The organism is Limnoraphis robusta CS-951 (assembly GCF_000972705.2).
In genome coordinates this window covers 1-24,542 of the sequence record NZ_LATL02000101.1, presented here as the reverse complement: position 1 = coordinate 24,542, position 24,542 = coordinate 1, and the positions used below count along the sequence as shown (strand labels likewise).

The 24,542-nt window shown below is 40.9% G+C and carries 29 protein-coding genes; 8 read left to right on the top strand and 21 right to left on the bottom strand.

Annotated elements, in window-relative coordinates; all coding sequences use genetic code 11:
* The first annotated feature begins 137 nt into the window (after positions 1–137).
* Positions 138–512 carry an endonuclease dU gene (locus WN50_RS09200; protein ID WP_342586746.1) on the top strand — a complete coding sequence of 125 codons (375 nt, stop codon included), beginning with the start codon at positions 138–140 and terminating at the stop codon, positions 510–512.
* A gap of 9 nt (positions 513–521) precedes the next feature.
* Here WN50_RS09200 and WN50_RS09195 read toward each other — a convergent pair whose 3' ends face one another.
* From WN50_RS09195 to WN50_RS09185, 3 genes are all read right to left on the bottom strand, one after another.
* A complete protein-coding gene (locus tag WN50_RS09195) occupies positions 522–800 on the bottom strand; it encodes a hypothetical protein (RefSeq protein ID WP_152964754.1) in 279 nt (92 codons plus the stop codon).
* A 167-nt stretch (positions 801–967) separates the two neighbouring features.
* Entirely contained in the window at positions 968–2,092 is a 1,125-nt protein-coding gene (locus WN50_RS09190; protein WP_046281982.1) for a cupin-like domain-containing protein, read from the bottom strand.
* Positions 2,093–2,284: 192 nt separating this feature from the next.
* Positions 2,285–3,139, bottom strand: a complete 855-nt coding sequence (locus WN50_RS09185; protein ID WP_046281981.1) for a sugar kinase — start codon at positions 3,137–3,139, stop codon at positions 2,285–2,287.
* Positions 3,140–3,263: 124 nt separating this feature from the next.
* Here WN50_RS09185 and rsmI point away from each other — a divergent pair, with 124 nt between their 5' ends.
* Complete coding sequence (gene rsmI / locus WN50_RS09180) at positions 3,264–4,121, top strand: 16S rRNA (cytidine(1402)-2'-O)-methyltransferase (RefSeq protein WP_046281980.1); 858 nt, start codon at positions 3,264–3,266, stop codon at positions 4,119–4,121.
* A 210-nt stretch (positions 4,122–4,331) separates the two neighbouring features.
* Here rsmI and WN50_RS09175 read toward each other — a convergent pair whose 3' ends face one another.
* Positions 4,332–5,837 (bottom strand): diguanylate cyclase domain-containing protein, encoded by a 1,506-nt coding sequence (locus WN50_RS09175; protein WP_046281979.1) that lies wholly within the window; start codon positions 5,835–5,837, stop codon positions 4,332–4,334.
* A 207-nt stretch (positions 5,838–6,044) separates the two neighbouring features.
* Between WN50_RS09175 and msrA the strand changes: the two genes are divergently transcribed.
* Entirely contained in the window at positions 6,045–6,701 is a 657-nt protein-coding gene (msrA, locus tag WN50_RS09170) for a peptide-methionine (S)-S-oxide reductase MsrA (protein WP_046281978.1), read from the top strand.
* A gap of 87 nt (positions 6,702–6,788) precedes the next feature.
* Here the strand turns inward: msrA and galT are convergent, their stop codons facing one another.
* The 3 genes from galT to WN50_RS09155 form a co-directional block, all read right to left on the bottom strand.
* Entirely contained in the window at positions 6,789–7,853 is a 1,065-nt protein-coding gene (gene galT / locus WN50_RS09165) for a galactose-1-phosphate uridylyltransferase (RefSeq protein ID WP_046281977.1), read from the bottom strand.
* A gap of 86 nt (positions 7,854–7,939) precedes the next feature.
* The gene (locus WN50_RS09160; protein ID WP_082172390.1) at positions 7,940–8,965 is read right to left on the bottom strand and encodes a DUF2891 domain-containing protein; all 1,026 of its coding nucleotides are present in this window, start codon (positions 8,963–8,965) and stop codon (positions 7,940–7,942) included.
* A 115-nt stretch (positions 8,966–9,080) separates the two neighbouring features.
* Positions 9,081–10,403 (bottom strand): MFS transporter, encoded by a 1,323-nt coding sequence (locus WN50_RS09155; protein WP_235440887.1) that lies wholly within the window; start codon positions 10,401–10,403, stop codon positions 9,081–9,083.
* A gap of 74 nt (positions 10,404–10,477) precedes the next feature.
* Here WN50_RS09155 and WN50_RS09150 point away from each other — a divergent pair, with 74 nt between their 5' ends.
* The 3 genes from WN50_RS09150 (at position 10,478) to WN50_RS09140 (ending at position 13,031) form a co-directional block, all read left to right on the top strand.
* Positions 10,478–11,989: a DEAD/DEAH box helicase gene (locus WN50_RS09150; protein WP_046281974.1), complete on the top strand. Its 1,512-nt coding sequence runs from the start codon at positions 10,478–10,480 to the stop codon at positions 11,987–11,989.
* Positions 11,990–12,089: 100 nt separating this feature from the next.
* A complete protein-coding gene (locus WN50_RS09145; protein ID WP_046281973.1) occupies positions 12,090–12,308 on the top strand; it encodes a hypothetical protein in 219 nt (72 codons plus the stop codon).
* A 258-nt stretch (positions 12,309–12,566) separates the two neighbouring features.
* Complete coding sequence (locus tag WN50_RS09140; protein ID WP_046281972.1) at positions 12,567–13,031, top strand: EF-hand domain-containing protein; 465 nt, start codon at positions 12,567–12,569, stop codon at positions 13,029–13,031.
* A gap of 151 nt (positions 13,032–13,182) precedes the next feature.
* Here the strand turns inward: WN50_RS09140 and WN50_RS09135 are convergent, their stop codons facing one another.
* The 8 genes from WN50_RS09135 to WN50_RS36875 form a co-directional block, all read right to left on the bottom strand.
* Positions 13,183–13,599, bottom strand: coding sequence for a hypothetical protein (locus WN50_RS09135; RefSeq protein ID WP_046281971.1), 417 nt, complete (start codon positions 13,597–13,599; stop codon positions 13,183–13,185).
* Between the two features lie 131 nt (positions 13,600–13,730).
* Complete coding sequence (locus WN50_RS09130) at positions 13,731–14,294, bottom strand: Uma2 family endonuclease (protein WP_046281970.1); 564 nt, start codon at positions 14,292–14,294, stop codon at positions 13,731–13,733.
* 97 nt (positions 14,295–14,391) lie between these two features.
* Entirely contained in the window at positions 14,392–15,627 is a 1,236-nt protein-coding gene (locus WN50_RS09125) for an LL-diaminopimelate aminotransferase (RefSeq protein WP_046281969.1), read from the bottom strand.
* A 148-nt stretch (positions 15,628–15,775) separates the two neighbouring features.
* Entirely contained in the window at positions 15,776–16,210 is a 435-nt protein-coding gene (locus WN50_RS09120) for a ferritin-like domain-containing protein (protein WP_046281968.1), read from the bottom strand.
* Positions 16,211–16,411: 201 nt separating this feature from the next.
* Positions 16,412–16,504: a hypothetical protein gene (locus WN50_RS37440; protein ID WP_407659691.1), complete on the bottom strand. Its 93-nt coding sequence runs from the start codon at positions 16,502–16,504 to the stop codon at positions 16,412–16,414.
* A gap of 28 nt (positions 16,505–16,532) precedes the next feature.
* Complete coding sequence (locus tag WN50_RS36880) at positions 16,533–17,693, bottom strand: GAF domain-containing protein (RefSeq protein WP_053221470.1); 1,161 nt, start codon at positions 17,691–17,693, stop codon at positions 16,533–16,535.
* 333 nt (positions 17,694–18,026) lie between these two features.
* Positions 18,027–18,221, bottom strand: coding sequence for a hypothetical protein (locus WN50_RS33875; RefSeq protein WP_053221469.1), 195 nt, complete (start codon positions 18,219–18,221; stop codon positions 18,027–18,029).
* 33 nt (positions 18,222–18,254) lie between these two features.
* Entirely contained in the window at positions 18,255–18,383 is a 129-nt protein-coding gene (locus tag WN50_RS36875) for a hypothetical protein (RefSeq protein ID WP_281062872.1), read from the bottom strand.
* A 132-nt stretch (positions 18,384–18,515) separates the two neighbouring features.
* Between WN50_RS36875 and psbP the strand changes: the two genes are divergently transcribed.
* Together psbP and WN50_RS09105 are read left to right on the top strand one after the other, a co-directional pair.
* A complete protein-coding gene (psbP, locus tag WN50_RS09110; protein ID WP_046281967.1) occupies positions 18,516–19,058 on the top strand; it encodes a photosystem II reaction center PsbP in 543 nt (180 codons plus the stop codon).
* Between the two features lie 83 nt (positions 19,059–19,141).
* Positions 19,142–19,828 carry a nucleoside triphosphate pyrophosphatase gene (locus WN50_RS09105; RefSeq protein WP_046281966.1) on the top strand — a complete coding sequence of 229 codons (687 nt, stop codon included), beginning with the start codon at positions 19,142–19,144 and terminating at the stop codon, positions 19,826–19,828.
* 89 nt (positions 19,829–19,917) lie between these two features.
* On the opposite strand, the gene WN50_RS09100 is transcribed toward WN50_RS09105, so the two are convergent.
* The 6 genes from WN50_RS09100 to WN50_RS09075 all read right to left on the bottom strand — a co-directional run.
* Positions 19,918–20,913, bottom strand: a complete 996-nt coding sequence (locus WN50_RS09100; protein WP_046281965.1) for a homogentisate phytyltransferase — start codon at positions 20,911–20,913, stop codon at positions 19,918–19,920.
* Positions 20,914–21,149: 236 nt separating this feature from the next.
* Complete coding sequence (locus tag WN50_RS09095) at positions 21,150–21,695, bottom strand: hypothetical protein (RefSeq protein WP_049558844.1); 546 nt, start codon at positions 21,693–21,695, stop codon at positions 21,150–21,152.
* Between the two features lies 1 nt (position 21,696).
* Positions 21,697–22,329 carry a tRNA (guanosine(46)-N7)-methyltransferase TrmB gene (trmB, locus tag WN50_RS09090; protein ID WP_046281963.1) on the bottom strand — a complete coding sequence of 211 codons (633 nt, stop codon included), beginning with the start codon at positions 22,327–22,329 and terminating at the stop codon, positions 21,697–21,699.
* A gap of 108 nt (positions 22,330–22,437) precedes the next feature.
* Positions 22,438–22,758 carry a four helix bundle protein gene (locus WN50_RS09085; protein WP_046281962.1) on the bottom strand — a complete coding sequence of 107 codons (321 nt, stop codon included), beginning with the start codon at positions 22,756–22,758 and terminating at the stop codon, positions 22,438–22,440.
* Between the two features lie 152 nt (positions 22,759–22,910).
* A complete protein-coding gene (gene csaB, locus WN50_RS09080; RefSeq protein ID WP_049558840.1) occupies positions 22,911–23,951 on the bottom strand; it encodes a polysaccharide pyruvyl transferase CsaB in 1,041 nt (346 codons plus the stop codon).
* 50 nt (positions 23,952–24,001) lie between these two features.
* Positions 24,002–24,542 (bottom strand): RNA-guided endonuclease InsQ/TnpB family protein (locus WN50_RS09075; protein WP_049558838.1); only part of this gene is annotated, 541 nt, incomplete at its 5' end.

Genomic DNA, 24,542 nt, shown 5'->3' with positions numbered 1-24,542 from the left:
TCGGGCAGATGGAAATCAACGCCTCCCGAGAGACTGATCTCTGCTTAAGTGGGGAAACTCAATTGAGTAAGTCAACTCGACGAAAGAGGAAACCCAAATCGTGAGGTTTGGAATCTCCGTCGTTTAGGGCGGAGAGGATGTCAACCCAGTTGCATCTCGTTTTAATCGATGGGATTGGCTTTGGAGGGTTTAATTTGGTCGATTTACCGGAGTTGGCGAGTCGATTAGAAAGACCTTGTGTGGCGGTGATGCGCCGTCCACCGAATTTAAACAAAATCGAACAGGCGTTAGGACGTTTAAGCGATCGTGAAAAACGACTGCAAATTTTACGTCGTGCAGGTGAAATTCATGCCTATCCTCCCTTTTTTTTTCAGGTGTGCGGTGAAGAACCCTGGGCGATCGCTCACGCTTTGGATCGTTTGACTGATTGTGGTAAAGTTCCAGAAGCTCTGCGTTTGGCTCACTTAATTGGTGCGGCTGTGATCAAAGGAGAAAGCGGCAGTCAAGCTTAATTTCATTGCTTAAATCTTTTGGATGGATAGGTAATTTCGCACATATTGCCAATCTTGATCATCGCAGTTTGCTTTTAAAAGATCTCTGGCTTTTAAACCGATCACTAACTCACCTTCAGGCGTATAGTAGAAATCTTCGCCTTCTTGAATGCCATTCAAAAGACTGAGAGTGTGGGCGATATGAGCGAGGGAACGATGTTCCTGTATCCAGTCGTAGGGGTCAGGAATATCTTCGGGTTTTGAGGTTGGCTCGTAGGTGTTATTTCTGTGAGAAGATGGTAAAAACATTTCGATCATAATCCTCTAGATACAATTCAAGTCGCAATTGACAATAAGATACCTATATAAATACTGACTAAAATAGGAGGGGAGCATCTGTGATTTGAACCCCCCTCCGACATTGATTTGTTCTTAGATTTTAGGCGATCTGGATCACAATTGTTCTGGTATTTTGATTAGCTTCGACCAAAAGTAGGATTTTGCCAGTTGTAATAATTAGGAAAAACAAAATTAGTGAATGATACGGAAATACTCACATCTAATGCTCTCACATGATGCCACCAACCGACGGGAATAAAAATAACTTCTCCCGGTTGTAAAATCAGTTCAATCGGTTTAATATTGTTATAGAGAGGATATTTCTTCAAGTCAGGGTTTTCTGGATCAACTTGACTGAAAACGCCCACATGATTGTAGATAAATGGAGTTTGACGAGGCGGAATCAATAAAATCCGTTTACGACCCAACACTTGAGCTAACATTAAATTAATCGGATCGTGATGTAACGGCGTAATCGTTCCGGCTGAACCAAACCAGAAAAAGACTCGCCGTGATGTATCTTCGGGGTTGAGATATTCCGGGAAAACTTCGAGATCATTCATTAATCCTTTCATGTCTTCTCGGTCTAAATTCCCGTTATTAGCAACCATATAACAATCGTTGCTTTCTCCTTTTTCAACCACCCAATCAACATAATCTTTGAGTAAGACGTTTTGGCGGTGTTTTTCAACATTGAGTTCATATTCGGGATCACTATTGCGGTTCGCCTGAACTTCTACCGTCGCCGTGCCATAATGTTGTTTGAGATACTGGGGATTCCACTGATTTAAGGCTTTCCAATTGTTCATTATCCCTGTTAATACAACAGGTTTATTTTGGGAATAAAACCCTTCTAAAAATTCACTTCTAGAAAGATTAACCCGACGTTCAATGGTTTCAGCTTGACTGGAAAGCGCCGAAAGTTGCTGCTGAATTTGGAGAATAGACTCCAATTTTCGCAACTGTTGAACAAATTGATTTCCCGCTTTATAATAAGGATGATTCGGGGCTTGAGTCACTTCTTCTAGGGCTAACTTGACATCAACCCCCTGTTCAACCATGCGCTGAACCAAAACATCATCCGGTTGATTGAGTAACTTATTAATTGCGACCCAAGTTTTCCAAGAATCAGAAACTTGAGGTTGAGGTTGAGGCGGTAAATTCAATTGTTGTGCTAACCATTGGAGGCTTACTTGTTGTTCATCTTCCAATGTAATCTGCAAGGGAGGGAGCGTAATTCGCAGGGGTTTAGAATCTGTCATTTTGGCTGAAAAATTATAAGTTTAAAACCGATCAACTTTATTGATTCACTTCATTTAAAGTACAATAACTTATCATCTCTTTCAGGATGGATCAATTGATTGTAAGTTACTGTAGAGATCAACTCTGTTTAGATTATACTCACCGCAACCAGAGTCCACAAGTCTTCAAAAAAATTAAAACAACGAGTCCAATCATTGCATCCACTGACGAGTTCCAAAAGATTGACAAGAACAAGCGGCAATTTCAGCAGATGCCGTTAACGCATTGACAAAGGAACTTTCTAGGATAAAATGACAAAACGCCCCGTGAAACACATCCCCCGCTCCCAAGGTATCCACAGCATTAATCGGTGGAATTTCAATTTCTCCTTGACGGTTTGGGGTACAGTATTGAATGGGTTGATCACCCTGAGTCCGGGCAACAAACGGAATATCAATTTCATTAAGATAAGCAAAAACATCAGCAGATTTTTGACAATCAGGAGGATAAAAATTCGCCGAACAAATGGCATAATCGACATAGGGTAAAACCTTTTCAAGTCCCGGTTTCCAACTTCCTCCATCCATTACAACTGTGATTTCCTTTTGTCGGGCGAGTTTAGCAATCTGTTCACTCACCGTCATTTGATGGCCATCAATTAACACAATATCAACCCCATCTAAACAATTTTGGGGTATACTTTCTAGAGTGGCTTGAGACTTCACGGCGTTAATAGAAACGACTGTGCGATCACCTGTTTTCGGAGTGACAAGAATAGAAGAAACCGGGGGCGGTGAGCTGCGAGTTGGGTCTAAATCTGTTAAAATAACATGGTGTTGGCTTAAGTCGGCGCGGATTAGTTCAGTGATGGGATGAGTACCCAAAACTCCGAAGAGTTTAGCTTTGTTTTTCAGGTAACTAAACGTAACCGCCCCATTCGTTGCCGGCCCGCCTGCCGCTACGGTATAATCAGAAGCGACAACTTTTTGGTTTTTAGCGGGATATTCACTCACTCCATAGAGGAAGTCTAGCGTTACTAATCCAACAAACAGTCCGTTGTGAGTCATATCAACACCCAAAAATCTTTTCCCTATCTCAGTGTTTAGCACTTTTGCAGGAATTTAGCGGTTTATTTGTTACTTATTTTCATTGATTTAAAATTGGGGTTTGTTCTTTGCTAATGGGAAACGAATGGAAGTAAAACCGGGAACGCTTTATGTAGTTGGAACACCGATTGGGAATCTCGGTGATCTGACATTTCGAGCGGTTCAAATCTTACAAACGGTAGATTTAATCGCCGCCGAAGATACCCGACACACAGGTAAACTTTTACAACATTTTCAAATTCAAACACCACAAATTAGCTACTATGAACACAATCAACATCGTCGGATTCCTGAAGTCTTAGAAAAGTTGCGTCAGGGAAAAGCGATCGCCATTGTTACGGATGCGGGAATACCGGGGATTTCTGATCCCGGATACGAACTGGTAAAAGCCTGTATAGAAGCAGGAATTGCAGTCATTCCGATTCCGGGGGTGAGTGCTTGTTTAACGGCGTTGAGTGTTTCTGGGTTAGCCACAGATCGGTTTGTATTTGAGGGATTTTTACCGACAAAAACCAAACTTCGACAGCAACGTTTGGAAGAATTGCGATCGCAGTCTCACACGATGATTTTATATGAATCGCCTCATCGGTTGCGGCAAACGTTACAAGATTTAGCAGAAACATTAGGATGCGATCGCGAAATTGTATTAGGCAGAGAGTTAACAAAACTCCATGAAGAATTTTGGCGAGGAACGGTAGGAGAAGCAGTTGAATATTATGAAAATATTCAACCCAAGGGCGAATTTACCCTCGTTGTGGCAGGTAAAATTGAAAAAACGCCGGATCTGTCAGAAACCGCAATTAAAGCCGAATTAGAGGCATTACTCCGTCAAGGTTTAACGCGATCGCAAGCCAGCCGTCAACTCGCTGAAAACACCTCCCTTCCCCGTCGCCAAATTTATCAACTCGCACTCACGTTAGAAGAACAAGATGTTGAGGTGTAGGCGAGGTTAAACTTGGGAAACTCAACTCTTGCAAGGTTTTAAGAGCTTCAATCAACAAAGGGTTAGGTGAGGTTTAACGGGTAAACCCAATCCCTGACTGTGCCAGATTTTCACGGATTTTAATCCTCAACTAAAAATAGCAGATTTTTAAAAATAACTGGATGATAATTTAAAAATCGTAATATCCCTAGTAATTTGAGAAAATTGAGTTTATAATAATGTACAAACTGCACAATTTCGACCTTTATTTTTAGCTTTATAAAGAGCTTCATCAGCGACTCGAATCAGAGTCACCCTAGAAAGTTCTGGATGAGGAATGGTACTGGAAACCCCTAAACTGACGGTAACAAAAGGTTGTACAATAGACCTTTCGTGAAGGATTTTCAGTTGTTCAACTTCTTGGCGAATTGAGTTAGCAACTTTTAAAGCGCCTGTGAGTGTAGTATTGGGTAAAATAATCACAAATTCTTCGCCCCCATAACGTGCGACTAAATCCGCCGGACGCCTTGCTGATCGAGAAATCGCTTGAGCAATTTCTTTTAAACAGCGATCGCCTGCTGGATGTCCATATAAATCGTTATAGAGTTTGAAACAATCGACATCACATAAAATTAGAGATAAAGGTTGTGCTTCACGAGCGAGTCGTTTCCATTCTCGTTCTAAATATTCATCAAAATAGCGACGATTAGCAACTTCAGTGAGACTATCAATTTTAGCCAAACGTTCTAATTCAACATAGGCTGCTCTTAGTGCTTCTTCGGCCTTTTTATGGGGCATTAAAGCTCCCAGTTGTGTTGCCACTCCACTCACCAATTCGACCAGATGATCATCGGGTGACATTGCCACTTTTTTAAAGAAAACTAACACGGCTAAAACGCGATCGCCAAAAATCATCGGCACCGCCAAAGCTGTTTTTAATCCAGCCTGACGAGCCAGTTGAGAACGAACAAATTTCGGCGGAGATTCTAAGGAAATATCCTCAATCCATTCTAACTTTTGAGATGACCAAACTCGCCCCACTAATCCCTGATTAGGAGCGAACGTTAACTTCAGACTAGAATGGTAAAATTGTTGAAGCAAGGGGTCTACACTACACTGAATTTGACTCGCTTTGTGAACTAACACTTGATCATTGGGAATCCAGGCTTCTCCGTAATCCCAATCTATCGCTTGACAAACTTCACACAGCGTCACTTCTAAAGCTGTTTCAAAATCCCAGGCTTCACTGATCGCTTGAGTCATTTTTAATAATAATCGAATTTCTGCTTCGGCTCGTTGACGATCGCGAATCTCTTGTTGAAGCTGTTTATTTTGCTCGAGTAAAAGTTTTTTTTGTCGCTGAATTGTCAGTTGATTTTCCACTCGCACGAGTACCTCATCCATTTCAAAAGGTTTGGTAATATAGTCACATCCTCCCACTTGAAAACCTTTGACTTTATCAAATGTGCTTTCTAGCGCACTGAGGAAAATGACGGGAATTTCTCGGGTTTCTAGGGCGGTTTTTAGGTGCTGACAAACCTCATAACCGCTCATATCGGGCATTTTAATATCGAGAAGAATCAAATCGGGTAAATTGACTTTAACGGTTTCTAATGCCATATACCCGCTACGTGCCTTTCTGACTTGATATCCTCTCTGAGAGAGTAAAGCAGATAGCACTCGCAGGTTATCAAGCTGATCATCAATGAGCAGAATATTTGCTGAAAATTCAGACATATCTTTGTTTGAGTTTAGTGGAATGCCCCTCTGATTAATATTTTCTCAAACAATCTCGTTTTCTTAACAGGGACAAAAACGTGAACGGCTTGATTGCCAGAGGGGATGGATTTTGCTGATTTTGGCGTTGACGGATGATCATTGATGCCTTTTTCTTTAAAATGTTAAGTAAGGTTAAGATATCATTCAAACACTGAGTTAAAACTTATGGGACTATTTGGATTCAATAAAAAGGCGGCGATGCCGAAGGCGGAAGATGCTCTACCGGGACGTTCGCAACCGATGCCAGTACCGGAGCATCATTTTGTCAATGGTAACTCCCTCCAGCCTCCCTATCCCGAAAACATGGAAATGGCAATGTTTGGGATGGGCTGCTTCTGGGGTGCTGAACGCAAATTTTGGCAGCAAAACGGCGTTTATATCACGGCAGTTGGTTATGCGGCAGGATATACCCCAAACCCGACTTACCAAGAGGTTTGTACAGGTTTAACGGGTCATAATGAAGTCGTTTTTGTGGTTTATGATCCGAAAGTGATCAGTTATGAACAGTTGCTCAAAGTATTCTGGGAAAGTCATGATCCGACTCAAGGAATGCGTCAAGGTAATGATGTGGGAACTCAGTATCGCTCGGGAATTTATCTCTATTCTGACTCACAACGAGACTTAGCTGAAGCCTCACGGGATGCCTATCAGCAGGAGCTTTCTAAGGCGGGATACGGACAAATTACCACTGAGATTATCAATGCGCCTGAGTTTTATTTTGCTGAAAGTTATCATCAGCAATATTTGGCAAAAAATCCCAATGGATATTGTGGTTTAGGCGGAACAAAGGTTCAATTACCGGAATCAACTGCTGCTTGTTAAGTAACTGATTTGTAGGGTGGGTGACAGCAATAAGTTTGTGATTTCAGTTCAGTTATCGGTTGTCACCCATCCGAAAAAAATGTTCAGTTAGCGTCGCAGATAAATCAAGTTATCATTCTTGAAATCATCACCGGAATTGTCATCATCAGGAATATCAACGGCTCGTAAAAATTCTGCACTTTCTTCGGGTAAAGCGGTATTAATATACATTCCACTACCTAATTCAAAACCAGCAGAAAGAGAAATTCGCGGCACCACAGCCATATACCAATGAAAATAGTCAGCATATTTATCAGAAGTCGGAATTGAGCGAATGGTATAGTTATAATCAGGATTTTGTAAGCCATAATAAAGTTTAGCTAAAACAATTTTGAGGGTTTTAGCTAAATCGGTTATTTCTCCATTGGTAATCTCATCAAAAGAGGAAGAATGACGACGCGGAAAAATCCAAATATGAAAGGGAGAAAGAGCCGCATAGGGAATAAAAGCGACAAAATGTTTACTCTCGAAAATGATGCGTTCTTCGGCGTTCAGTTCCTCTTTTAAGGTATGACAAAAAATACATTCTCCCGTATCATCATAATAGCGAATGGCTTCTTGAGTGCGATCGCGCCATTGATAGGGTACGATGGGTAAAGCGGCAATTTGAGAGTGCGGATGTTCGAGAGATGTACCTGCACCTTTCCCATGATTTTTAAAAATTACAATCGTTTCAATTCGGGTATCTTGACGTAAATCTGAGTATCTTTTGCGGTAAACTCGGAGAATACTGGAAATGTCTTCAATAGTCATTAAAGCGGTGGTTAAATCATGGCGAGAATGTTCAATGACAACTTCGTGAAATCCCACGCCAGATAAAGAGCGAAAAATGCCGTCAATGTTTCTAATTCGTTCTCCAGTTTGTGATAAAGCGGGATATTTATTACCAACAACTCGCACTTTCCAATCACTTCCGATTCCTTCACAAAGTCGTAGAGATTCAGGAGTTCCGGTTAGATGTTCGTTACCCAGACAAAAGGGACAATCAGATCGATAGGCGGGAATTTTAACGGTTGAGATGTCATGTTGAGCAAATTCATGGGGACGTTTTGCCCGTTCTGTTGCAATAATTACCCAATCCCTCGTGATCAGATTTTGTCTTAACTCAGTCATAAAATTAAATTCTGAAATAAAAGTTATACAATCAAAATTTTCCGAACAATATTGACTTTGATAATCCTTTTTAAAAATCAAGAATTTTACCGGGTTAATCCTCGTTTTGTCATCAGGTAAACAGCAAAACTTCCCAGCCAATGACTGCCGCTATAGTCAATTGCAGAGACTAAATTTAAACCCGTTTGTTGATGGACTTGGGCGACAGCTTGTAGGGCAGAAATCCGCGAATCATCAGGGGGTAATCCCGAAATGATACCTTCTAACATCCAAGCCCGACTCAAGTTTAAACCATCAAAATGAGACTGAGCATAATCTTCTGGATTTTCTACAGAAACAGGCTGTAACCAATCTATTTGTTTTTCAAGGGGAAGTTTAGGCAAAAACTGACTGAGCCAACTGGCAAAGCTATTAGGAGAAAGAAGGCGTCGCATTAAATCAGCTTCGGCTAATGTGGGTGAAAGAAAATCATAGCCCCAAGGTTCTAAATGCAGGGGATGGTTGCAATCATTGAGATAAAATTGATGGATTTTTTGTTCAATTTCTGGGGTGTAAGTCGGATAATGATTCTTTGCCCAATCCCAAATTAAACCGAAAGCAAATGCGGTTTGAGAATGGCTACCGGTACGGTTAGCATAGGATAAATTTTTCATCCATTTTTGCAGATTTTGGACAGCCATTTCTTCTAAGGGTTGAAGAATTTCGAGCCATTTTTGACCTTGAATATCTTCCCATTCTCTGAGTTCAGCCGTGAGTTGTAATAGCCATGCTAAACCGTAGGGACATTCAAACCGAGGTTGAGATTGCAAATGGGCAACTTCGGCGCTAATATTTTCAAAGGTGATGTTTTGGGCGATCGCTTCTCGGGCGATGTCAGTAAATGGAGCATCAGGAAACCAACGAATTAAACGAACCAGCATCCAGTGATTGTGAACGGCTGAATGCCAATCTAAACAGCCATAAAAAGCAGGCGTTAACTGACGAGGTGGGATGAAATCTTCGTGACTTTCCAGCCAGTATAACTGAACGTGTGGATATTCTCGCAAGACACATCCCAGAGCTAACTGGGCAAATTGACTCGCCATTTTGAGGTCAAGTTGAGCGGGTTTCACAGCAGAAAATTGGGTAATTAGAACTGGGAAACAAAAGATGAGAGGAGTTCAGTTTAAATCCTAACCTAAAATTTCAAAATCACAAGCAATTGTCACACTTCTTTTCAAACAAACCTTAATTTAAAGGACTCGTTGCTTTCGCGGCTTTCGCTTGTTCGACGTCAACATAAGCAAGAATGACTAAACCCAGGATAAAGAAAACAATTAAGGAGAGAATAGAAGCTCTAGCTGTTCCGGTGAATTGACGAATTAAAGCAAACGCTAACGGCCCAATAATTGCTGATCCTTTGTTAAAAACTGAGTAAAATCCATAAAATTCAGCCGCAGCATGAACCGGAATAATAGAACCATAAAAAGAACGACTGAGGGATTGAGATCCCCCCTGAACTAATCCCACAATTCCTCCTAAGATAAAGTATTCGGTTGGGGTTTGCATAAAATAGGCATAGATCACGACAAATGACCAACCTAATAAGCTAACCATTAAGGCTTTTTTTGCTGAAATTTTCTCGGCTAATTTACTAAAGGCTAAGGCACCAACAACGCTAACAAACTGAATCACTAGCAATGTAATCATCAAAACATTCGTCGAGAATTTTAATTCTTCAGCCCCATAAATGGTTGCCATTGTGATGACGGTTTGAATGCCGTTGTTGTAAATCATATAGGCAATCAAAAAGTAGAGTAAATGTTTAAAGGCTTGCAATTTTCGCAGGGTGATCACTGTGCGAATAATTCCCACTTTTAAATAAGCAAGTCCGACTGGAAGCTGACGATATTCTACGGGTAATGTCTCAGTAGTTGGGGCTTCTTTCAGGTATAAAAAGGTAATAATCGAAAAGCCTCCCCACCATAAGCCAGCCATTAATATGGCTAATCTTGCTGCAAGTTCGGCGGAAATTCCTAATGCTTGATGCCCAGCTATTAAGCCCAGTGAGAGGGCAAATTGTAAGCCGCCCCCAATATAACCATAAGCAAACCCTTTCCCCGAAATCCAGTCAATATTATCTTCAGAAGCAATACTCGGAAGAAAAGCATCATAAAAAATATTAGCGCTGACAAAACCAATTTGAGCAATCAAAAATAAAATAATCGTCTGAACTAAATCACCTGCTTGGCAGAAGAATAATAAACAGGCGGCTAAACTCCCACTCCAGCAAAACGCCATGAGAAATTTCTTTTTAGAAGCAGAGAAGTCTGAAACCGCCCCCATCACCGGAGCAATCAAAAAAACAATAAAAGCTGATAAACTAATGAGAAATCCCCAAATTGCGGTTGCACTGTAGAGGGTTCCGCCAAAGGAAACACCCCCTTGAGGAACGATAACAGAGGCAAAATAGGCGGGTAATACTGCGACAACGACGGTGGTAATATAGGCAGAATTCGCCCAGTCGTACATCAGCCAGCCGAAAATTTGCTTTTGATTGTTAGACATCATTAAATTTGTTATGAATCGCTAAAATAGACGTTTTAGTAGAAGATTTACACCGTTAACCGATAACAACAAGATTTATGTCTCGCACTCCCATTCTATCCTTTGATCGTGGTACTCTGATTTTACATCCTCCCCCAAAAGGTAAGGCTTGGATTGACTTTGCCACTTGGGATGATCGCATCGAAAAGTTTAGAATTCCGGCAATTTATTATCGTTCTTTAATCAAATCATTACAAGCTGAGAATGTCAACTTTATTAATCATGCTGATGAATTTCAATCCCTAGAATTTGTTCCGAGTGTTGAGATGGAACCCTATCCCCATCAACAAGAAGCATTGACAGCATGGCGACAAGCCCAAAGTCAAGGAGTAGTGGTTTTACCGACGGCTTCGGGAAAAACTTATCTCGCACAAATGGCGATGCAAGCGACATCAAACCGAACGTTAATTGTTGTTCCGACATTGGATTTGATGCACCAATGGTATGCTCATTTAAAGGCAGCATTTCCAGATTTAGATGTCGGTTTATTGGGGGGAGGTTCACGGGATAAAACACCGATTTTAGTGGCAACTTATGATAGTGCGACGATTCATGCTGAGACGATAGGGAATAAATATGCCTTGTTAGTTTTTGATGAATGTCATCACTTACCGACGGATTTTTATCGGGTAATTGCTGAATATTCGATAGCGCCTTATCGCTTAGGTTTAACAGCAACTCCAGATCGTTCGGATGGTAAACATAGCGATTTACAGGATTTAATAGGGCCGACTGTTTATCACAAAACACCTGAACAACTCGCCGGAATTGCCTTGGCTGAACATAAAAATGTTCAAATATTTGTACGGCTTTCCCAACAAGAACAAAAATGCTATCAGGAAAAAATTAAGACTAGAAATGATTTTCTCAAAGACAATAAAATTAGTTTGTCAAGTTTGGAAGGATGGAAAAACTTTGTGATAGTTAGTTCCCGAACACCTGTCGGAAGACGTGCGATGTTAGCCCATCGCCAAGCGAAAGAAATTGCTCTGTGTACCGATGGCAAACTGCGGGTATTAACCCATTTACTCGCCCAACATGATCAGGAAAAGACTTTGATTTTTACCGGAGATAATGCTACAGTTTATCGCATTTCTCAAGAGTTTTTAATTCCGGCTATTACCCATCAAACGCCTGTTAAAGAACGTCATCAAATTTTATCTAAATTTCGTCAAGGGGAATATAAAACCTTAGTGGCTTCTCATGTATTAAATGAAGGGGTTGATGTTCCTGATGCTCGAATTGCTATTATTTTATCAGGAACCGCTTCCGAACGAGAATATATTCAACGCTTAGGGCGAGTATTAAGAAAAGGCAGTCAGATGAATAAACAAGCGATATTGTATGAAGTTGTGACTGAAAATACAGCCGAAGAACGAACCTCAAAACGGCGAAAAGGAGAAGGAAAACAGACTGTATCTCAACCGAAACCTCAACAGTTAGAACTGCTGAAATATGGAACGAAATCACAACCGACAAAACGAGCGGCTGAACCTTCTAGGAAGTGGGGAGAAGACTCAGTAAAACCCTCAGCGAATGAAGAAGAATAAATTCTAAATAATGCTTGTGTTTTGTCGATAAATGAGATAATATAAGTTTAGCTTTTAAATCTCAATCACAAGTCAGAGTGTAACCGCAAACTTAGAGCCTATGTCGATCTCAAAAACAGAAGCAAAACAACAACTTGAACGTTTAATTTTTTATGATGAGTCTTCCTCAGAATGGGTTCAAGATGTTTGGGATATGAGTCCAACATTAGGAGAAAGTGCAGCAAAATTAGTCGAAGCTTTTGATGCCTTAATTGAATATTGTCCTCAAGCTCAACTTGAAAAGATGTTACAAACTTTGTACAAAGACTATTTAGAGTAATTGCCGATTGATGTCATTCGAGAGAGTCGTCACCCCACCGCCAGCGTTTACAGTGTCTAAGTACAATTGTCACCTCTGCTAGACTTTTAGCTGTTCTTGGCGTTGAGGGTAGCTTGGGGGAGCAAAATCCAGTCCATCTCCTCAACCCCCTCAGCAAGCGACGAGAGGGGATGATATTGGACTCATCCAGAGAATTGATGAATGTTTGTGATAAACTCCTTACCTGTACGGAAATAATCAGTCGAACAAATAGGAAGAATGAATTCTGAAGGTTTAGGATTTGAGGTATCAGAGGCGGCAAAAGAGCTACTTTCTCCTGAGAAATTAGAACTACTCAAACAATCCTTTGCTCAAATTGATAGCAATCACGATGGTCAAATTGTGCTAGAGGAATATTTGCAATATCTGCTAGAGCAAGAAAAAGAAAAGTTAACTAAGCAGTTTAAACGTCTTGATGCGAATCAAGATGGCTGTATTGAGTTTGAAGAATTTTTGATGGCGACAGAGCCAGATTATAACATTCTTAAAAAATTTCGAGAATTTGATACAGATGGTAACGGTTTACTTTCATTTCAGGAAGCTTTGAGAATTGTTGAACAGTTATATCTCCCCGTAGATACAGACGAACTCAAAACAATTTTACAGCAAGCTGACAATAATGGTGATCAACAAATCACCTTTTATGAGTTTTTGGGAGCTATTACCCGTTTTGGTTTCCAATAGCCTTGTCTGGGTTCAATAGAGTTTTTTCTGGGAATACAAATCGCCAAATCCCTACAGCCAACTCAATATACTGCTCAAATGTTCACTTGGGTTGGCTGATATAAAATCGAACAAAATTAGCAAAAAACTTCAAAAATTTCGAGAAAGTGAATTAACTTTTTTGTGAAAGCAATTGAGATAATTCAGCGTGCATAAACGCAATATCGGGGTCACGTTGAATGGCTTCAAAATAGCGTTTTTCTCGAACGTTTCCATTTTCAGAAGGGCGAAGTAAAATTTGGGTTTCCTCTAATAAATGGTTAACTTGTTGTAGAGTGACAGGCTCATCTTTCGCCGCCATGACTTCATCAATTTGAGCGATTAACTGAGAAAAGGGACGCAACCAACTAAACATTCCGTCTCCGATAACCAGTTGAAAAAATTCTCCCCGAGAACGAATCGGGCCATTAAATTTTTCGTACTCGACTTTTTCAGACTCTAACAGTGCTTTATGAAGGCGTAGCAGCTTAGTTCGGACATCACGCAAACGCCTAAAGGGAAAATCAAGAGAAGTAGGATTTGAAGACATTGATTGAAATTGCGATCGCGACTTTATCTATTTTCTCACATTGATCTGCACTTTTGAAGACCACCTCGTTACTCATTGAGAACAAGAGACTGAACTAGGCGGAATTCAGGGTTTTTTAAGAAAATAATTTTCTATTCTAACAACCAATCAAACACTTGACCTAACGTCAGTTGCAGTTCACTGGCAAATTCAGGAACCGGAAGCTGTTGAGAGGGTTCATCAAAGACTGCGGGGGCTGCTGTGGGAAGATAAACAAATATTGTCTTTTCTTCAGGGTCAATTAACCAGCCCATTTGTGTTTCAAATTTAAAGCAGTTTAGTATTTTTTTTGTCACTTTTGTTTGACTTTGATCGGGTGATAATATTTCAATAATCCAATCGGGAGACGATAAAAATATATTAGCGATTTCACCCGTGTCATCACGAGAAATTCGACTCCAAACAAACACAGAAACATCGGGAACTATTGAGCGTTCACTAAAGGTACATCGTAATTCTGAAAACGCTCTGGCAATTTTTTTTTGTCTCAATACAGCATTGATTGCCGTCGATAATTCGGTTTGAATTGAGCTATGTTTTCCCTGTGGCATTGGTTTTTGAATAATCTCCCCATCAATATACTCGCTGGCTGGTTCAGTTTCTTCTAACTGTAGAAATTCGTCTAACGTTATGGATTTTGTCGGTGCTTGTATCATCGGTTTGATTCTGGAGTAAAAAACATCAACCCGGTTTTAGATTCGCCATGATAAACCGGGTTTTTTCAGGGGGGCAATGCCCCACCCTATTTTAACACTAAACTTTGAACTTCTCCGTAATCCGTTTCATGGCTTCGTTAACATTTTCTCGAGTATTAAAAGCAGAAATACGGAAATATCCTTCTCCCGCAGCACCAAACCCAGAACCTGGTGTTCCCACAACATTACAAGTTTGCAGCAGCTTATCAAAGAAATCCCAACTCGATAAACCATGAGGTGTTTTCACCCAAACGTAGGGCGCATTTACACCCCCATAAACCGATAATCCTGCGGCTTTTAACTGTTCACAAATAATTGAAGCATTTTCCATGTAAAAGTCAATTAAAGCCCGGACTTGTGCTTGTCCTTCTTCGCTATAAACGGCTTCAGCACCCCGTTGAACGATATAAGAAACGCCGTTAAACTTAGTAGACTGACGACGGTTCCATAACTTCCAAAGTTCAACATCCGAACCATCAGATGCTTTCGCTTTTAACGTTTTGGGAACCACTGTTAAGGCACAACGAGTTCCGGTAAATCCTGCATTTTTAGAAAAAGATCGAAACTCAATTGCACAATCTCGCGCCCCTTCTATTTCATAGATAGAATGGGGTAAATTAGAATCAGTGATGAAGGCTTCGTAAGCGGCATCAAACAGAATAATTGCATCATTAGCTTTGGCATAATCAACCCAAGCTTTGAGATGATCTTTAGTGGCCGTTGCACCTGTGGGATTATTGGGAAAACACAAGTAAATTAAATCAACTTTTTGACTGGGAATTTCAGCCGTAAAGTGATTTTCTGCGGTGATCGGCAGATAAACTAAACCATCAAATTCACCTCGATCATTCGCCGAACCCGTGTTACCCGCCATGACATTTGTATCGACATAAACGGGATATACAGGGTCAGTCACCGCAATGGTATTATTATGACCAAAAATCTCTAGAATGTTGCCTGTATCGCATTTTGAACCATCAGAAATGAAGATTTCCGACGCATCAATATCGCATCCTCTGGCTTGAAAATCCTGCTGGGCGATTTTTTCGCGTAACCACCCATAACCCTGTTCGGGGCCATAACCTTTGAAGGTGTTGCGATCGCCCATTTCTTCAACCGCTTTGATCATCGCCGTGCGACAGGCTTCCGGTAGCGGTTCTGTCACGTCGCCAATCCCGAGTTTAATGATTTTGGCGTCAGGATTGGCTTCTGCAAAACTGTTCACCCGTCGGGCGATTTCAGGAAAGAGGTAGCCTGCTTTGAGTTTGAGGTAGTTGTCGTTAATCGATGCCATGTTGAATCCTTAGAAATGCTGTCAAACAGCGTACTGTCAACCTTTCTATTGTGCCATGACCCGCTACCTCTAGATTGAAGCGATCGCCCATTTCTGTTTAAAATGTGTCAAAAAAACAGCGATCGCTTCATCTCAAAAACTCAATAATTTAGGCAAAATCCCGTAACATTTTTTTGATTTCTAAGCCATGCAATTCTTCTTGACCTATCAGAGTTCGAGCATATTCTTCGATATAAATGCTGGCATCTTCTACGACATGAAGTAGGTCTTTGTAAAGTGCGAGCGCTGTTTTTTCATGGTTGAGGCTTTCCTGTAAAATATCTTTGACGGTGTGCTGAAATGTTTCTTCAATGGGAGCAATTTTTTGGCTCGGATGTCCTTCTAAACCTGTAAGAATTTCTCCGGCTTGTTGAGCATGAAGTAGAGATTCTGTAGCTTGCGCTTGGAAAAATTGTACAATGGACAAACGATTTGGCCCTGTTACCATCAACGAATAATGGGTGTAGCGGACAACTCCTGCTAGTTCAAATTCCATGATGGCATTGAGCAGGCTGATTGTTTTTTGGGTGTCAAGTTCTCTCATCAGTCGTGTTTGGTGTTGGTGTACTGCAAAGCATTATTGCAAATCTTTTTCAAGTTTAGGCTGAATTTTCCCTCGCAAGCAGTTATCTATGATACGAGCAGAAAATACTAGCAGTCTAGACTCAACCTGTACAAAAGGTTTATCACACTTTTAGCTAAGTCTCTCAGAATATAATAAAATCTTAAGAGAATACCGAACTTCTTAACTTTTTTCTAACCAATAAGTTGTCATTTCTCCCCGAGCTTTAACTGTAACTTGTCCCCGTTTCTCAAAGGAATATTCAGCTTTATTCAACTTCAACCGTTTGCGGAAATGAAATCAATCACAGTCGGATTTTGGATTGAGTTAACACAAGAATTTTGTCGAATTGATAGGTTTCCACTAACTTAGTCAATGCTGCAATCTTCGCTGATTGATCAGCAGGAATTTGATCAATGAGTTGCAGACAAAGAACATCACTACCTTGAGCCGCAGCATTGTAAAGTTGAGTGTTCCATTCAGAAGACATCATCGCTAAATCGGTAGCCTCTAACTTGTAATCAGATGGCTCTGGTGTTGAATCTATGATCTCGTTTTCAGTTGGCTGATAACAGTATTCAACCCCTAGATATTGCCTGAAAACTTCTAGAACTTCTTCTTTAATGTATCGTTGATGATTAGAATTCCCAGAAAAATCTCGCTGCATCAGTTGAGTAAAACCCAGAATGGCATTGAGAGGAGTACGAAGTTCATGGCTCATATTCGCTAAAAACTCACTTTGGGCTTTATTAGCAGCATCAGGCGCTTCCTTTGACTGTTGAAGTTCTTCGGCTTGGCGTTGAGTTTGAGCAAACAATGAGGCTTGTTGTACCGCCACGCCGAGCTGATTACTAATTTGCGAAATAATCCTGACTTCTTCTTCTAACCACGCTCGCGGATTACTATTTTGATAAACGCCTAATAATCCCCACAGTTGATTTCCACAAAAGATCGGTGTAATCGTATAAGCTCGGGCTTGTAATCTTTCTAAAAATTCTAGATAACAAGAGTCAAAACCCGCTTGATAAATATCGGGAACCCAACAATACCCGCTTTTTAGACGATTAATTCCGCCTTCATTTTCTTGCAGATAGGTATCTTGAATGAGTCTATCGGAACTGCTAAATTGAGCCGCAACACAATTTGCTTGATTGACTGTCACTTTAGTCAGTTCGGGGGTATTCGCCAGTTGCGGAAACAGCAGATCCCAACCCGGTGCGACGGATTCCGAAACAATACCACCACCCCAATCACAATTAAAACGATAAATCAACACGCGATCGCAAGCGATTGCCTCTCGCAATTCCGCCGTAGTTGCATGAAAAATGGTTTCTAAATCTAAAGTTTGACGCATTTTTAAAATAATCCGAGTCGTTGTCTTCTCTCGTTGTAGCATTAATCGCATCGTTGCTTCTATAGCAATTCTTTCTTTAATTTCGCTTTCGAGCGCCCGATTCGCCGCCACCAGTTCTGCGGTACGTTCTTCTACTCTAAATTATAACTGTTCATAAGCGCGGCGTTTTTCTTCCTCTACCCATTTGCGTTGCAGTTCAGTAGCCGCCCGATCTGCAAAAATTGATACAATTGCTAGGGTTCACTTATCTGTCTGTAGGGGTTTGACATCGACAATCGATAGATTACCAATCACGTTTTGATCAACATCAAACAGAGGCGCACCGATGTAGCTTTCAGCATCCAATTGTTCGAGTAAGGGATTATTCGGGAAATATTGTTGCAGATCTTGAGGATAATAACAAAGCTGTTGACTCTCTAGGACAGTATTGTAAGGTGTATTTTCTCAATCGGCTTCAAAATTGTTGACGAAACGATCAGTTGACCAAAACGCCAAGCTACGCAACCGAGGGATCGGATCATTAATTTTTTCCCACACGAACACATAGGGAACATCCAACGCTTTTGCTAAATTTTTGGCTAATGCTGGAAAAAAATTTTCTCCCGTCGCTGAAGCGGTTCCTGATAAAATCGTTTGCAAGATTTCTTCAGTTCGTTTCCGTTCGGCAATTTCCTATTCTAACTGTTGATTAATGGCTTCGAGTTGTTCTGGCGATCGCATTGCCAAAAATTTAGGTAAGAGTTCTATTAATTGTAAAATTGATAAACCTGATATATCCTTAGTTAACGCTGACGTTATCAAATCCTAATTCTTCCTATCAAGTTGGGGGAAGTCTCCCTCAACCCTCTAACCTGCCCCCTAAGATTGCCTCTTGCTATACCTTCGGCAGACTTCGTGAGACAATAGGAACGGAGAAGACTGGGAACTGTTCAAATGTTCAAACGAATTACAGCTATACTGTTTGTGATTGTGAGTCTGACCCTCGGCGGTTGTGTTTCAATCGGTGCGGCGGGGTTGAACTCTTTTGTGGATACGGGGGATGGCTACGAATTTCTTTACCCCAACGGTTGGGTTCAGGTGAATGTCTCTGACGGGCCGGATGTCGTTTTTCACGATATGATCGAGCAAACTGAAAATGTCAGCGTTGTTATTAGTCCGATCCCTGATAACAAAACCCTTGATCAAATAGGCACTCCGACGGATGTTGGATACAAACTCAGCAAAAATGCGATCGCCCCTCCCGGATCAGGACGGGAAGCAGAATTAGTCAATGCAGAATCTCGTCAAAGAGGCGATAAAACTTACTATTTGCTAGAATATGCGGTGACACTTCCCAATCAAAAACGCCATGATTTTGCAAGTGTTACAGTCAGTCGAGGTCAACTGTTTACGTTGAATATTTCAACCCCTGAAAAACGTTGGGAAAAAACCCATGAACAACTTGAACAAGTTGCAAGATCCTTTAATGTCTATTAATGGGGACGTTTTGTGAATCATCAGACGTTCCTTGTGAACGTCTAAACTCTTTATAAAATTTAGAATCAAAAATTTTTCGGCAGATGGCAACTGAACATTCTATCCCCTTTATTTTAGCCTCTGCTTCCCCTGCCCGTCGCCGTTTATTACAAAATCTTGGCATTCCGGCGAGAGTTTGTCCGAGTGGTTTTGATGAATCACAAATTCAGTTCAATGATCCGGCTGAATTAGTCAAAACTCTCGCCCGTTGTAAGGCAGAAGCGGTAGCAAATCTACTGACAACAACCTTATCTGATTCAATCCCAAATTCAAAATCTGCTTTGATTTTAGGCTGTGATTCGGTTTTAGAAGTCGATGGGGAAATCTACGGGAAACCTGAAAATAAAACCGAAGCCATTGAACGTTGGAAAGTCATGCGATCGCACTATGGTAGACTGTTTACAGGTCATGCGTTAATTGATATTGGAAAACAAAAAACCATCGTTTATTCTCAGATGACAACGGTTTATTTCGCCTCAGTTAGTGATGCAGAAATAGAGGCTTACGTCGCGACAGGTGAACCCCTAAATTGTGCCGGATGTTTTGCCATTGAAGGAAAAGGAGGAGTGTTTATAGAGAAAATAGAAGGCTGTCATACCAATGTAATTGGCTTGAGTTTGCCTTTACTGCGAAAAATGTTGCAGGAATTAAACCATGATATTACTGAATTTTGGCAAGCAGAAAACCAAGAGAAATTCTACACTTCTAACGGTGATCCCAAGTTTGATTAATGGGAACAATTACCACAAAGACACAAAGACTCAAAGGTGAAAAATCTTCGTGACTTTGTTTCTTTGTGGTTTTTCTTTTTTCTGAGAAACTATCCCAACAAACAAGCCAGAGGAAACAGCAAATACTCTAAGAAAAACAGCTTCCAAATAAATTGATAAAAATCAGCAATTGATTCTTTTTTCTCTAAGTTAATCTTTGTACTCCGCCACCACAATAAAGCTAAGATAACAACATGGCTACTGACTAAAAAGATCGGGTTTAGCCAAGCTTGTAAAAAGAAAGCAGAGAAGATCATTCCCAGATAGCATCCTGTGAGTACCCAACGGGCTAATTTAAAAACTGAAACCGTTCCTAACCGGATGGTAAAGGTGCTAATATTGTATTTGCGATCGCCTTCTAGATCAGGAATGTCTTTGAAAATCGCGATCGCAAAGGTGAAGACTAAAATAAACAGCGTCAGTGCTAAAATAGAAGGGGTTAAACTGGGAATGTATTCCGGGAGTTTTCCTGAGAAAACCCAACTCAGATGTAGATAAATCCCTAAATTGACAATTACACCTCGTACTGTGAAAATACACAAGGCCGCCCAAAAGGGAAACCGTTTGAGGCGAATGGGGGGTAAAGAGTAGGCAGTTCCCATTGCCAGACTAATTCCCACCGTTGCTAAGAGAAATTTGCCTTGTAACGTGGCTAAAATAAGGGCAAGTATTCCTGTGGTGATAATGATGGCTTTGGCTTGAGACGGGGAATATTCGCCAGATGCGAGGGGTAAATGAGGCTTATTAATTCGGTCTATTTCTACATCTTCGAGTTGGTTGAGTCCCACAATATAAACATTGCCACACAGACAAGCCAACCAACTGACGAGGATAGCTGTTAGGGCAGTAGGCACGAAATCCCCATCTTGCCATGTGGCATTAATTTTATCACTCAAGGCAACGAAAGTCAATCCCCACACACTAAAAGTTGTTCCAAAAATCGTATGAGGGCGGGAAAATTTCCAGAAGGAATAAAGCCAAGGGGTGTATTTTTGGACGAGATTAACGTTAGAAATTGTTAAAGTTTGCTTAGAACTCTCCGCCATGATTGAGGTATGATTTTAAGAACTGAACTTAGATACTATACCTCATGTTCTACTGGGTGTATAGTCAAGGTTAGACGAATTATCAAGAATAAAAAACACCAAGACACAGAAACACAAAGAGATTAAAGATTATACTGTTTTTCCTGAATTTTGCAACCAAGTTCCCCTCTTTTTTAGGTGGGCTAGGGGGGATTAAGTGGTGAATCTCCTCATTTATAAAATATTCTAATACACTTTTATTCCGCCATCGCCCCTAAAAACATTTCAATCACTTGATTATTTTTAAACTCAAAAATCAATCCCCCATAAACTGAACCTGCCACGAAATAATCAGAAGAAATGGGGGCGGCTTCATCTTCTTCTTCGGCGTAGGCTTGTTTGACTTTTGCTGAAGAATCACCGATGCCAATTCCTCGTTTTGTTTTCAGTTGAGAAGGGGCTTGAACTCGAATAGAACTAATCATAGTAGACCCTTTTTCGTTTTCCCCTGCCATATCTAAAATAATTCCTTGTTGGGGATAGTTCCATTTTTGATGATACAAACCATCCGCCCCCCAAAATTGTTGTTCTTCTTTGCTTTGAGGTTCTCCTAATATTCGCACAACTTCGGCTGCGGTTAAACTGATTTTTAACTCTCCAAACCCGTCTGAGGTGAGTAAATCAAAATTATGAGCAATTTGACTATTGAAGTTAACGGCTTCGGAGGCAGCTGTATAAATTCCCCCAGAAAAACTCAAAGGAGTTAATAAAATTATAGCCAAGAACGTTAGAACTTTTTTCATACTATTTTCGTTCAAATAAAACACGATAAACCGGTTCGCCGCGAGATAAGGTTGAACGTTCTCGTTCAGAAGGGAGGGGAAGGGGATTTTCCGCTAGCCAATCTTTTCCTAAACGTTGAAAGCCGGGATGAGATGAAAATAGATCACACATTTGTTCGACGACTTCTTTCACATCTGACTGAATAAATACTTCGCCGCCAATAGTCAGATAATCGGCTATTTCTGTCACTAACTCTGGTTGAACAATGCGGCGGCGTTGATGGCGTCGTTTGAACCAAGGATCAGGGAATTGAATGCTAACTCGTTTTAAAGTTCCCGTTGGTAAGGTTTCTAGGATGGGTTTTAAAGAATTATTGGCATTACAAAATAAATACTGTAAATTCGTTAATCCTTGTTCATCCCGCCATTGATTAGCTTCCTCAACTAACGGTTCTCGTATTTCTAAACCGAGATAATTCCAACTGGGTTCAACTTGAGCTAAATTCCAAAGTAACCGCCCCCGACCACAACCGAGATCCAGATGCAAAGGTTGATGAAGATTCGCATAAATTTTCGTCCAGTCGGGAGGAGCAATGGGGACTTGATATTTTTGCGCTAAGGGGTTAACGTGTTCACGAACTCTCACTCTTGCCAAGGGTTACACCTCCAAATAAATAATAAAATAAAAGGCAATAGGCAATCATACAAGATAAAAGCGGTTTTAAGGCTTCAGTTTTTTAATCAGTGCAGAAATCATCCGAGTTTATTCTTGAAGCCAATCAAGGATTAGTTCAATATCTTTTGCATTGAATAAGCCTACCCTTTGACAGAGTATCAGATGGGTTTGCAGTTCATTAATTGAACCTTGAGAGATATTGAGAAATCTAACATAATCTCCAGAGCTTCGTCTGCCATAACCTTCAGCAATATTAGCAGGTATCGATGCTGATGAGCGTCTCACCTGTTGAACCATACCATAGAGTTCTTCTTTCGGGAAAGATTGAGTCAGATAATAACACTTTTCAGCAATATCCATGCCTTTTTGCCAAATAATCAAGTCTTGAAAATCTTTAATTTCAGACATTATTATTACTCTTACCTCTTACAAGATTGCCTCTTGCCTCTTACAAGATTGCCTCTTACAAGATTGCCTTTTGCCTCTTAGCTTTTGCCTTTTGCCTTTTGCCTTTTGCCTTTTGCCTTTTACAAGATTGCCTTTTGCCTCTTGCCTCTTGCCTACATAAAAACAGAATGCAATACCTCTTGATGAATTTGCGATCGCTCCACTAGAAATTCTATTTTAGCAGTGGAGAGCGCGTCACCGTTTGCATAACATTCTAGCCAGCTTTTACTGATTACATTCGCATCAGTTGGCAGTTGAGAAAGTTCCCATCCGGGAAGTTCTAATTCTTCCATTAACTGCGTGACTTTCGGATCATAACTGAGGGCGAAACATCGACATTCTTCTGTTGCTGCCATAATTAAACTATGAAACCGCATTCCAATCACCATTTCTACCCCTCGAAAAACCCCTTTGAGTTGACGAGGATCTTCAAGGGTGAGAATTTGACTTTGATCAGGAATCGCCCGATGAAGTAATTGAGCGATCGCTAAATCTTGACTCAGTTGAAAGGGAAGGAGTAAAATAAACGCTTGAGTGGCTTTTTGGAAAGAGACTAAAGCTTGCGTTAAAACACTTAAACGTTCAGGGGTTAATTGTGGATGAGGACGCAAGGTTAAAGCCACACGCGGGGCAGGTAAATCCCACAAACCGGGAACAGGGTTAGAGTCGAGCGCCCAAACAGGATCAGGCGCCAAAATAAACGGAATTTGCCAGTCCGATAATAACTGCGCCGAAGCGCGATCGCGAACACTAATCGTGGTACAATTTAAAAAAGAACGTTGTGCTAATCGGCGAGTCATCCCCCGATTTAAAGGGCCTATTCCTTGCGCCCAAGCTATCGTTTTCAAACCGATTTGTTGCGCTAAACCCATTAATCCGGCATAATAAAAAGGACTGATTGCACTGCTAACATCTTGAATTAAACTGCCACCGCCCCAGATGAACGCATCCGCCCGTCGCAAAACGTTGAACACTTCCAAAGCATTCATCCGATCATAGCTAGCTACTTGATAACGGTCTTGAGTTTGGGTAGGGTTTCCCGAAAGCACAATCGGTTCGACGGATGGAGGTAACATCTGTAACAACGAGGCGAGAAGGGCTTCATCTCCACCGTTTCCTTTACCATAATATCCACTACAAACGACCCTTTCCATATTTGAATTGATGACTTGACATACTCCCCATTTCTAAAGAAAGGGGATTCTTAGCTATTGCTAATTCTTGGTTCATCAACACCACTTATTAAGTCGGATGTCTCCTGATTAACAGAGGTGGAAGTCTCCCCAAGCGTTTCCTCGAACGAGGCAGTTTCCGAATGCCCTTCGGTACTATTATACTCAGCCCCTAAAATGCTCATGCCCTTCTTGAAAATATTCAGTGCCGCATTAGTATCCCGACAAATTTCTGTCTGACATTTAGGGCATTTGTGAGTCCGGGTGCTGAGTGATTTCTTCACCCGAAAACCACAGTTAGAACAATCGGCAGAGGTGAAGTTTGGACTAACAGAAATCACCGCTTTATCCCAAACTTTTCCAAAATAGTCTAACCATTGGGTGAATTGATACCAACCTGCATCGGAAATCGACTTAGCCAAATGATGGTTTTTGACCATGTTTTGAATCTTGAGGTCTTCATATACCACAACATCGTTAGATGTCACTACGCACCGAGCCAGTTTTACAGCCCAGTCTTTGCGTTGGCGTTGAACCTTCAAATGTGCTTTTCCAAGTCTAATTCTTGCTTTC

Bases quoted from the DNA above. Each gene is read 5' to 3' on its own strand.
- WN50_RS09200 (WP_342586746.1), top strand. From the start codon at position 138: ATGTCAACCCAGTTGCATCTCGTTTTAATCGATGGGATTGGCTTTGGA.
- WN50_RS09195 (WP_152964754.1), bottom strand. From the start codon at position 800: ATGTTTTTACCATCTTCTCACAGAAATAACACCTACGAGCCAACCTCA.
- WN50_RS09190 (WP_046281982.1), bottom strand. From the start codon at position 2,092: ATGACAGATTCTAAACCCCTGCGAATTACGCTCCCTCCCTTGCAGATT.
- WN50_RS09185 (WP_046281981.1), bottom strand. From the start codon at position 3,139: ATGACTCACAACGGACTGTTTGTTGGATTAGTAACGCTAGACTTCCTC.
- rsmI (WP_046281980.1), top strand. From the start codon at position 3,264: ATGGAAGTAAAACCGGGAACGCTTTATGTAGTTGGAACACCGATTGGG.
- WN50_RS09175 (WP_046281979.1), bottom strand. From the start codon at position 5,837: ATGTCTGAATTTTCAGCAAATATTCTGCTCATTGATGATCAGCTTGAT.
- msrA (WP_046281978.1), top strand. From the start codon at position 6,045: ATGGGACTATTTGGATTCAATAAAAAGGCGGCGATGCCGAAGGCGGAA.
- galT (WP_046281977.1), bottom strand. From the start codon at position 7,853: ATGACTGAGTTAAGACAAAATCTGATCACGAGGGATTGGGTAATTATT.
- WN50_RS09155 (WP_235440887.1), bottom strand. From the start codon at position 10,403: ATGATGTCTAACAATCAAAAGCAAATTTTCGGCTGGCTGATGTACGAC.
- WN50_RS09150 (WP_046281974.1), top strand. From the start codon at position 10,478: ATGTCTCGCACTCCCATTCTATCCTTTGATCGTGGTACTCTGATTTTA.
- WN50_RS09145 (WP_046281973.1), top strand. From the start codon at position 12,090: ATGTCGATCTCAAAAACAGAAGCAAAACAACAACTTGAACGTTTAATT.
- WN50_RS09140 (WP_046281972.1), top strand. From the start codon at position 12,567: ATGAATTCTGAAGGTTTAGGATTTGAGGTATCAGAGGCGGCAAAAGAG.
- WN50_RS09135 (WP_046281971.1), bottom strand. From the start codon at position 13,599: ATGTCTTCAAATCCTACTTCTCTTGATTTTCCCTTTAGGCGTTTGCGT.
- WN50_RS09130 (WP_046281970.1), bottom strand. From the start codon at position 14,294: ATGATACAAGCACCGACAAAATCCATAACGTTAGACGAATTTCTACAG.
- WN50_RS09125 (WP_046281969.1), bottom strand. From the start codon at position 15,627: ATGGCATCGATTAACGACAACTACCTCAAACTCAAAGCAGGCTACCTC.
- WN50_RS09120 (WP_046281968.1), bottom strand. From the start codon at position 16,210: ATGAGAGAACTTGACACCCAAAAAACAATCAGCCTGCTCAATGCCATC.
- psbP (WP_046281967.1), top strand. From the start codon at position 18,516: ATGTTCAAACGAATTACAGCTATACTGTTTGTGATTGTGAGTCTGACC.
- WN50_RS09105 (WP_046281966.1), top strand. From the start codon at position 19,142: ATGGCAACTGAACATTCTATCCCCTTTATTTTAGCCTCTGCTTCCCCT.
- WN50_RS09100 (WP_046281965.1), bottom strand. From the start codon at position 20,913: ATGGCGGAGAGTTCTAAGCAAACTTTAACAATTTCTAACGTTAATCTC.
- WN50_RS09095 (WP_049558844.1), bottom strand. From the start codon at position 21,695: ATGAAAAAAGTTCTAACGTTCTTGGCTATAATTTTATTAACTCCTTTG.
- WN50_RS09085 (WP_046281962.1), bottom strand. From the start codon at position 22,758: ATGTCTGAAATTAAAGATTTTCAAGACTTGATTATTTGGCAAAAAGGC.
- csaB (WP_049558840.1), bottom strand. From the start codon at position 23,951: ATGGAAAGGGTCGTTTGTAGTGGATATTATGGTAAAGGAAACGGTGGA.